Below are 8,978 nucleotides of genomic sequence, written 5' to 3' on the forward strand. Positions count from 1 at the left end.
GTGCAGTAATGCATTAAGCTAACCAGTACTAATTGCCCGTACGGCTTGTCCCTATAACCTTAGCAGGTACAGAGGATGAGAAAGTACATGTTGCGTGAATGTTGATCGCAGTCATTACCCAAGTAACACCTCAATAAATACCAATACTTCTTCCAGATTCATGGCGCTGCTGCCCAATCGGGAGCAACCGTCAGTACAAGTTATGCCTGATGACCATAGCAAGTTGGTCCCACCCCTTCCCATCCCGAACAGGACCGTGAAACAACTTTGCGCCGATGATAGTGCTGCAACCAGTGTGAAAGTAGGTTATCGTCAGGCTTGTTATTCGAAAAAACCCCCATCGGTGATCCGCTGGGGGTTTTTTTACGTCTGATGGTTTTGTCTGATGCAGCTCAATTCCCCCTACAATGGCGGTATGCGCATCCTGATCATTGAAGACAATCCCGATATTCTCGCCAATCTCTATGCCTATCTGGAACCGAAGGGCCATGTGCTCGATTCGGCCATGAATGGCTATGCCGGCCTGGCCTTGCTGGCCCAGCATGAATACGATGTCATCGTGCTCGATGTCATGCTGCCCGGCCTGACTGGCCTGGAGCTGTGCCAGAAACTGCGCGGCGAATTGCGTAGTAGCACACCTGTGCTGATGTTGACAGCGCGCGATACCCTGCAAGACAAGGTCGCCGGTTTTGACAGCGGCGCCGACGATTACCTGGTCAAGCCATTTTCGCTGCTGGAACTGGAAATCCGCCTGAAAGCCTTGCTGCGCCGCGCGCGCGGGCAAACGACGGGCGCCGCCGTGCTGACTGTGGGCGAACTGCGTTTCGATACGGAAAAATTCGAAGTCTGGCGCGCCGGTCAGGCATTGACCTTGACCAGAACCGGTTACACCATCCTGAAATGCCTGATGAGCGAAGCGCCCAAGCTGGTGCCGCGCGAAATGCTCGAGCATGAAGTCTGGGGCGACGACCGCCCCGACAGCGACGCCCTGCGCACGCACATTCATGCGCTGCGTCAGGTGCTCGATAAACCGTTTGCCTTTCCCATGCTACGCACCATTCCCGGCATCGGTTACAAATTACTGAGTAGCGATGCGTCCGTTTAAATCGCTGAAGCGGCGCATCATCGTCGCCTACCTGCTGTTTGCGCTGGTGGCGAGCATCTTTTTTGCCATCATCGCCGCCATCGCCGTCGAAGGTATCGAAGTGCGCCTGGTCGACGAACGCCTGAAAGAAGTGGCCGCCTGGGCGTCGCCGCGGCATGCGGCCGGCTTGTCTGTCGAGATGCCTGCCGGCTTGAGCTTTCATCACGCCGAGGATACCCCGCTGCCCTTGCGCGGCCTGGCGCCAGGTATGCATGAGAAAACCGTCGACGGCGTCGATTTGCACGTGCTGGTCGGCAACGATGTGCATGGCGAATTCGTCGTCATCGATCATGCCACGGAGTATGAAAAGATCGAGCTGATGGTGTACAGCATGTTTGCTCTCGGTTTTATCGGTTTCCTGATTTGCGCTTCGCTGCTGGGCGCCTTCATCGCCAATCGTTTGATTACGCCGATCATGTCGCTGACGCAGGCCGTCAAGGCCAGCCAGGCGGCCTTGCCGCTGCAAGACAGTGCCGATGAATTGGGGATACTGGCGCGTGCTTTTGCGGCACGTACGGCGGAGTTGACCGAAGTTCTTGATCGAGAACGGTTTTTTACAGGCGATGTCAGTCATGAACTGCGCACGCCGCTGACCGTGATCACGGGGGCGGCGGAAATCCTGATGGAGCAAGGCGGCCACGATCCGCTGGTGCGCTCCGCCTCCGGACGTATCTACCGGGCGGCGCGTGAAGCGACCGATTCCGTGACGGTGCTGTTGCGCCTGGCGCGCGCGCCTGAATTGCTTGAATGCGCGTCACTCTCCGTGGCGGAACTGGCCCGGCAAGAATGCCAGCGCTATCAATCCTATACGGCGGGAAAGTCGCTTACCCTCGTGTTTGCGGGTGGCGAAGATTTTACGGTCAATGCCCCGCGTGAATTGTTGACGGCCGCCATAGGCAATCTGGTACGCAACGCCTGCCAGTACACCTTGCAGGGCGAAGTGATCGTGCGCCTGGCGGGACGGGCACTGATCGTCGAGGATACGGGGCCTGGCTTGCCGGAAGCGGCGCGGGCGCGCCTGCTTCATCAACCGATACCAGCCAACCTGGGCGGCTCGTCGGGCACCGGCCTGGGACTGGGCCTGGTTCAGCGCATCTGCCTGTATCTGGGCGCCGACCTGGCATTCAAAGTGCGCCCCACTGGCGGCAGCGTGCTGAGGATTGATTTTAGATAAGCTTGCTTTTTGCATGCACTTAACGAAAACTTAACGCGCTGTTGACGCGTAATTCATGCCGATACTTGTAAGGTGATTCTGGAAGCTCGTCTTGCCTCGTCCGTGTCGTTCACGGCAGGCAGCGTCATGTTCTCTTCATATTGACACTGTACGATGACTTCCATGGCTGCAGCATTGATGCGGCCAGTCCCTTTCATCTCATCAAGTAAATGCGTGCACTCATGTTGTCCAAGCTTAAACTCGTTAAAACGCCCAAAGGCATCGATAGCGTCCTGATGCTGTCGGCCATGCTGATACTCTGGATCGGCAATTACAGCAACCTCGACCTCATGATCGCCGACAGCATGTTCGACGGGACGCGTGGGCAATTTTCCGGTGCTGGCAGCGCGTGGGTGGGCAATTTCCAACTGGGTATGATCTTGCTTGGCTCCGTCCTGATCGGCTTGGCCATCTGGGACACCTTGCATCCGCTGGCCTGGCTTGCTTCACGCCGCAGCGCTTTGCGCGTCGTGGCCCTGTCGGCCGTCTTGGTGCCGCTAAGCATCTATTTTCTCTCTTCTTTCAGCGATGTGCCTTGCCCCACGGATTTGCTGCGCTATGGCGGACTGGAGCCGTACGCGCGCTTGCTGGAAACGATGCCAGCCAGTGCGTCTGCCATGGTATGCCTGCCCGCCACCCAGGCGAACACTGCCTGGTGGCTGCTGGCCTTGCCATTGTTCTGCCTGCCAAGACGGCCACGCACGGCGCTTCTGCTCGCTGCTGTCATGCTGCTGTGCGGTTTGGCGGCAGGCTGGCAGCAACAGTTGCAAGGTACGCAATTTTTTACGCACACCTTGTGGTCGGCGTGGATCGCTGCCTTCCTGATTTATCTCCTGCAACACTTGTTCCGGGGGGAAGACGCGTTGGCCTGAAACACGAAAGTACGTCACAATCTGCCTGTCGAGTTGTCGTTTCATACAAAAACAGGAGCACCATGAACGAGCAGATTGCGAGAGAAGTGGTATTGGTCCGTGCTATCGAGACGGCCGACCAGAAAAAAGAAGTCCTCAGCGAGGATGACCGCATGTATGCCAGCCGCAGTGCGCGTGAGCTTGCGCAGTGGCAAGCTTCTGGCAAGCAGGCCGAAGTGACGGGTGACGATTTCCTGCAGCAGCGCTCCGAACTGATCATCAAACGCATCACCGAGCGCACCCCCGCCTTCGCCGCGTTCGCGAAACGCCGTAACGGCATGACAACCCTGGCGCTGACCTTGCCCCTGCTGGCCCTGCTGCTGGGCGCCGGGCTCGACCGTATAACGGATCCCCATCGCGTCGACTTGCTGTCAGCGCCCTTGCTGCTGATCATCGCCTGGAATGTGCTGGTTTACCTGGGCTTGCTGATTTGGCTATGCATCCCCTCGCACTCCCTGGGCTGGCCAAAAGCGGGACTGGTGCGCCACCTGAGCGTGGGCCGCCTGGCCTTGCCGCGCAAGCTGCCGCATGCCTTGTCTGCGGGCTTGCTCAGTTTCATGGGGGAATGGGCGCACCTGAGCGCGAAGCTGACGACCGCACGCCTGAGCCGTACCATTCATTTGAGCGCGGCCATGTTTGCCATCGGCGCCGTCGCCTCGCTGTATGCGCGCGGTTTCCTGTCGCAATACGCGGCCGGCTGGGAAAGTACCTTTCTGAATGCCGGCCAGGTGCACAGTTTGCTTTCGACCCTGTTTGCGCCGGCCATCGCCCTGTTTCATTTGCAAGGTTTTTCGCTGGCGGAAATCGAAGCGCTGCGCTTCCCGCAAACGACGACCGTCGAAGGCGGCGCGCGCTGGGTGCATTTGTATGCGGCAACGATTTTCCTGCTGGTCGTCGTGCCCCGCCTGATCCTGGCCCTGGTCAACAACTGGCGCGCCGCGCGCCTGGCGAAACACTTTCCGCTTGATCTCGATCAACCTTATTTCCGCAAACTCAATGAAAGCATCGGCGTGGCCACGGGCGGCATGCTGCGCGTCTTGCCGTACAGCTTTACTGTCGATGAGGCGCGCCACAAGGGATTGGGTCAACTGGCCATGATGCTGTTTGGCGAGCAGGGGCGCATGATGCTGCGTCCATCGACGTCGTATGGCGAAGAGCCGCAGGAGGTCTTGCGCGGCACCGACTTGAATGATCCGCAAATCAATATCACGGCCGTGCTGTTCAATTTGACGGCGACGCCGGAAAAGGAAAATCACGGCGCCTTCCTCGATTACCTGGTGCAATCGTCGGCACGCGGCATTGCCGTCCTGATCGACGAGTCCAGCTACCTGGAGCGCGCGGGCGAGCAGGTGGATAATGCCGCCCGTTTGGCGGAACGAGTCGCCTTGTGGCAACAGTTCTGCCAGTTCCATAAAACCACGGCCACCCTGGTCAATTTGCTCAATCCTGCCTTGCACCCGCTTGATGCCGGTGTCGGGCTGAAAGTATCGGCAGCAGCATGAGTGTGAATGTGAATAAAGATGTCCGGGATGATGCGGTGCAAATTCAGTTTGCACTGATTTCACACACGAATAATGGCAAGACGACCCTGGCGCGCACCCTGGTGGGCGTGGATGTCGGCGAAGTGCGCGACGCCGCCCACGTGACCGTGTTTGCGGAATCGCATACCTTGCTGGCCACGCCGCAGGGTGATGCCCTGCAACTGTGGGACACGCCCGGCTTTGGCGACTCCGTGCGCCTGCTCAAGCGCCTGGGGCAGTCGGGCAATCCCATCGGCTGGTTCCTGCGCGAAGTGCTGGACCGTTACCGCGACCGGCCGTTCTGGCTCAGTCAGCAAGCGCTGCGCACGGCCAAGGACTCTGCCGATGTGGTGCTGTATCTGGTCAACTCTTCCGAAAATCCCCGGGATGCAGGTTATTTGCCAGCGGAAATGAAAATCCTCGCATGGCTGGATAAGCCCGTGGTGGTCTTGCTCAATCAGATGGGGCCGCCACGTCCGGGCAATGAGGAGCACAGCGAGCAGGCGCGCTGGCGCGAGCATTTGCAGCAATATCCCATCGTGCGCGACGTCCTGGCGCTCGACGCCTTTGCCCGCTGCTGGGTACATGAGCGCGTGTTTTATGAGGCCGTAGGCAAATTGTTGCCACAGCCGCAGCAAGCCGGCTATGCACGTCTGTTTGCTGTCTGGCAAGCGCAGAATACGGCACGTTTCCAGCAGGCCATGCATTTGCTGGCCACCCAGCTGGCCGTGGCTGCCCAGGATCGCGAAGCCATCGAGCCGGCGTCCAAGGGCTTGCTGAAATCGGCCTTGCAAGTCGTGGGTATCGGCAAGAATGCAGAGCAGCAACGCCAGGAAAAGGCCATGGCTAACCTGGTAGCGCGGCTCAATACGCACAGCGGCGAAACGACGCGTGAACTGTTGATCTTGCACAAACTCGATCCTACCGATGCGCATAAGATCAATAGCCGGATACGGGAAAATTTCGCCGTGCGCGCGCCGATCGACAAGGCGCAAGCGGGGTTGTTGGGCGCCATGATTTCTGGTGCTGCAACGGGACTGTCGGCCGACCTGATTTCCGGCGGCTTGACGTTGGGCACGGGCGCCTTGCTTGGCGGCGTGGTCGGTGCACTGACATTTGCGGGCGCCGCCTGGGGTTTTAATTCCGGCACGGACCGCAACGAGCCCACCATGCAATTTACCGATGCTTTCCTGCGCACCCTGGTGGTGGCGGGCGTGCTGCGCTATCTGGCGGTGGCGCATTTTGGCCGTGGCCGCGGCAACTTTGTGGAAAGCGAAGCGCCGGCCTTCTGGCAGGATGAAGTCGAGCAAGCGGTGTCGCGCCATGAAGGCGCGCTGGCAGAATTGTGGAAAGACGTGCGCCGGGAAAAGTCATCAGAGCAAGCCGCCGAGCGGGTCTCCCCCGTGATTGCCGCCATCACTTCCGATACCCTGGCGCGTCTGTATCCGGATGTGCCGCGCCTCGTGTAGCGTATCAGGCCCAATCAGGCGCGGGCCTGCAGCCATTGTTGCAGAAATTGCACACAGGCCCTGACCTTGGCCGAGTTCGAGAGGCGCGAAGTTGTGACCGCCCACACATCGGCAAGCTGTTGATATGCTGGCAAAATGCGAACCAGCTTGCCTTGCGCCAGACTGCTTTCCACATCCCATGCCGAGCGCAAGATGATGCCGTGGCCATCGAGTGCCCATTGATGGACGATCTCGCCATTATTGGCCGATAGCGGCCCATCGACCTTCACCGTTTCCTGCCCGTGCGGCCCTTGCAGTTTCCAGCGCCGCCCATCCTGGTCGCGCTCGCGGATGACGATGCAGGCATGCTCAGCCAATTGCGCCAGGGTGTCCGGCGTGCCATGTTGTGTCAGGTAGGCGGGTGCGGCGCACAGTACGCGTTGATTGCTGGCAATACGGTGGGCGATCAGGTCTGGCTCGCGCACCACGCCGATGCGAATATCGAGGTCGAAACCTTCGCCCGGCAGGTCAACGGGGCGGTCGAGCAATTCCAGCTGTATTTTCAGGTCTGGATACTGTCGTGCCAGCTGGGACAGGGCGGGGCCGAGCCGGTTGCGTCCGAAGCCGGAACTGGAGCAAATGCGCAGCACGCCCTGCGGCTGCAATTTTGACTGCGCCACCGCTTCACCCATCTGCTCGACATCTTCCAGGATGCGCTGCGCCCATTGCCGCACGATCTCGCCATGATCGGTGACGCTGACCCGGCGCGTCGTCCGGTGCAGCAAACGCACTTGCAGCGCCGCTTCCAGCATGCCGATGCGCTTGCTCACGACCGCCTTGGAAATGCCCAGTTCCAGTGCCGTGGCGGCGAAACTGGTTTTATGGGCGACCTGGCAAAACAGGCGTAAGTCTTCCAGCAGCGGTGTATGTTTCATTGATTGACCACGAAATGTAGATACTGGGGTTATGAATTCCCTGATTGTATTCTGATGCGGCGCCAGTATCATCAACGCATCCATCAATCAACAGGAGAACGTCATGGCCGTACACAGAATCGCAGTTATCGCCGGCGACGGCATCGGCAATGAAGTCATGCCGGAAGGGTTGCGTGTGGTCGAGGCCGCGGCGCGCCGCTTCAATATCGACCTGCAGTTTACGACCATGGCGTGGGCGAATTGCGACTATTACCTGAAGCATGGCCAGATGATGCCCTCGGACTGGTTTGCCCAGCTCAAGGATTTTGACGCCATCTATTTTGGCGCCGTGGGTTGGCCGGACAAGGTGCCCGACCATATCTCCTTATGGGGATCGCTGTTGAAATTCCGGCGCGAGTTCGACGAATACGTCAACTTGCGACCCGTGCGGCTGATGCCGGGCGTACCGTGTCCGCTGGCGAACAAGAAACCGGGCGATATCGACTTTTATGTCGTGCGTGAAAATACGGAAGGAGAATATTCGTCCGTGGGCGGGCGCATGTTCGAGGGGACGGAGCGCGAAACGGTGCTGCAGGAATCCGTGTTTACGCGCAAGGGCGTCGACCGCATCCTGAAGTATGCGTTTGAGCTGGCGCAAAGCCGGCCTAAAAAACACCTGACATCGGCAACCAAGTCGAATGGTATCGCCATCAGCATGCCATTCTGGGATGAACGGGTGGAGGCGATGGCCCCAAGCTTCCCCGATGTGCACTGGGATAAATACCATATAGACATCCTGGCGGCCCGCTTTGTATTGAGCCCCGAGCGTTTCGACGTGGTGGTGGCGTCAAACCTGTTTGGCGATATCCTGTCTGACCTGGGCCCAGCCTGTACGGGGACGATTGCCATTGCACCGTCGGCCAATATCAATCCGGAGCGCACATTCCCCTCCGTTTTTGAACCGGTACACGGTTCCGCGCCTGATATCTATGGCCAGAATATCGCCAACCCGATCGGCATGATCTGGTCGGGCGCCATGATGCTGGACTTCCTCGGCAATGGCGACGCGCGGTACACGGCCGCTCATGACGCGATTGTGCGCGCCATCGAGCAGGTGCTCGAGCATGGTCCGCGTACGCCGGACATGGGCGGTAGCGCCAGTACGACCGAAGTCGGCATGGCGGTGGCAGCATTGCTGAAATAAAGCTTGCCGCCCGTGGGCAGCTTTGCTATAGTTCGCCTCCCCAATGAGACGCAGCAGTTTGCGAAACAACGGGATCACTGGAAACGGTGAAGGTAGTAAAAAAGAAGGTTGACGGATTTAGCGAAATGCTTCATACTCTTCCTTCTTCGTAGCTGACAAACACAACGCTTTGTCGATAGCGCGAGAGTGGTAAATAAGCAGTACCGAATACAGTTCTTTAACAATTAACAGTCGATAAGTGTGGGCATTTGATGTAGTGCAGCAGTGATCTTCGGATCGCTGTAATACTTAAAATATCAAATGTTCACAAGAAATAATGAAATAGGCGCTACGAAAGTAGTGGCCTGTCAGTTTTTTGAGTGAGCGACCCGTCAGCAATGACGGTGCCTGTAAAAGGGCAAAGTAACAGAGATTAAACTGAAGAGTTTGATCCTGGCTCAGATTGAACGCTGGCGGCATGCCTTACACATGCAAGTCGAACGGCAGCACGGAGCTTGCTCTGGTGGCGAGTGGCGAACGGGTGAGTAATATATCGGAACGTACCCTGGAGTGGGGGATAACGTAGCGAAAGTTACGCTAATACCGCATACGATCTAAGGATGAAAGTGGGGGATCGCAAGACCT

At 58.4% G+C, this 8,978-nt stretch carries 7 protein-coding genes and 2 rRNA genes; 8 read left to right on the plus strand and 1 reads right to left on the minus strand.

Annotation, left to right across the window (positions count from 1 at the left end; translation table 11 throughout):
- Positions 1–205: 205 nt before the first annotated feature.
- From rrf to AC07X6_RS28235, 6 genes are all read left to right on the plus strand, one after another.
- Positions 206–318 (plus strand): 5S ribosomal RNA (rrf, locus tag AC07X6_RS28210).
- Between the two features lie 97 nt (positions 319–415).
- A complete protein-coding gene (locus AC07X6_RS28215) occupies positions 416–1,105 on the plus strand; it encodes a response regulator transcription factor (protein WP_230542477.1) in 690 nt (229 codons plus the stop codon).
- On the plus strand, positions 1,092–2,318 hold the full coding sequence (locus AC07X6_RS28220) for a sensor histidine kinase (RefSeq protein WP_494793176.1): 1,227 nt from the start codon (positions 1,092–1,094) through the stop codon (positions 2,316–2,318). The genes AC07X6_RS28215 and AC07X6_RS28220 overlap by 14 nt, the downstream gene beginning before the upstream one ends.
- A 221-nt stretch (positions 2,319–2,539) precedes the next feature.
- Entirely contained in the window at positions 2,540–3,229 is a 690-nt protein-coding gene (locus AC07X6_RS28225; protein WP_494793177.1) for a phosphatase PAP2 family protein, read from the plus strand.
- Positions 3,230–3,291: 62 nt separating this feature from the next.
- Complete coding sequence (locus AC07X6_RS28230; protein ID WP_494793178.1) at positions 3,292–4,770, plus strand: DUF2868 domain-containing protein; 1,479 nt, start codon at positions 3,292–3,294, stop codon at positions 4,768–4,770.
- Complete coding sequence (locus tag AC07X6_RS28235) at positions 4,767–6,257, plus strand: DUF3482 domain-containing protein (protein WP_230542474.1); 1,491 nt, start codon at positions 4,767–4,769, stop codon at positions 6,255–6,257. Before AC07X6_RS28230 ends, AC07X6_RS28235 begins: the two co-directional genes overlap by 4 nt.
- A gap of 14 nt (positions 6,258–6,271) precedes the next feature.
- Here the strand turns inward: AC07X6_RS28235 and AC07X6_RS28240 are convergent, their stop codons facing one another.
- Complete coding sequence (locus tag AC07X6_RS28240) at positions 6,272–7,171, minus strand: LysR family transcriptional regulator (RefSeq protein ID WP_494793179.1); 900 nt, start codon at positions 7,169–7,171, stop codon at positions 6,272–6,274.
- A gap of 103 nt (positions 7,172–7,274) precedes the next feature.
- Here AC07X6_RS28240 and AC07X6_RS28245 point away from each other — a divergent pair, with 103 nt between their 5' ends.
- Together AC07X6_RS28245 and AC07X6_RS28250 are read left to right on the plus strand one after the other, a co-directional pair.
- Complete coding sequence (locus AC07X6_RS28245) at positions 7,275–8,354, plus strand: tartrate dehydrogenase (RefSeq protein ID WP_230542476.1); 1,080 nt, start codon at positions 7,275–7,277, stop codon at positions 8,352–8,354.
- A 414-nt stretch (positions 8,355–8,768) separates the two neighbouring features.
- Positions 8,769–8,978: ribosomal RNA gene (locus AC07X6_RS28250) — 16S ribosomal RNA — on the plus strand; the annotation flags it as partial.

Source organism: Janthinobacterium sp. GW460-12-1-14-LB5 (assembly GCF_059423585.1).

What these genes read in the sequence shown, in the direction of transcription:
- AC07X6_RS28215 (WP_230542477.1), top strand. Translation starts at nt 416, where the DNA reads ATGCGCATCCTGATCATTGAAGACAATCCCGATATTCTCGCCAATCTC.
- AC07X6_RS28220 (WP_494793176.1), top strand. Translation starts at nt 1,092, where the DNA reads ATGCGTCCGTTTAAATCGCTGAAGCGGCGCATCATCGTCGCCTACCTG.
- AC07X6_RS28225 (WP_494793177.1), top strand. Translation starts at nt 2,540, where the DNA reads ATGTTGTCCAAGCTTAAACTCGTTAAAACGCCCAAAGGCATCGATAGC.
- AC07X6_RS28230 (WP_494793178.1), top strand. Translation starts at nt 3,292, where the DNA reads ATGAACGAGCAGATTGCGAGAGAAGTGGTATTGGTCCGTGCTATCGAG.
- AC07X6_RS28235 (WP_230542474.1), top strand. Translation starts at nt 4,767, where the DNA reads ATGAGTGTGAATGTGAATAAAGATGTCCGGGATGATGCGGTGCAAATT.
- AC07X6_RS28240 (WP_494793179.1), bottom strand. Translation starts at nt 7,171, where the DNA reads ATGAAACATACACCGCTGCTGGAAGACTTACGCCTGTTTTGCCAGGTC.
- AC07X6_RS28245 (WP_230542476.1), top strand. Translation starts at nt 7,275, where the DNA reads ATGGCCGTACACAGAATCGCAGTTATCGCCGGCGACGGCATCGGCAAT.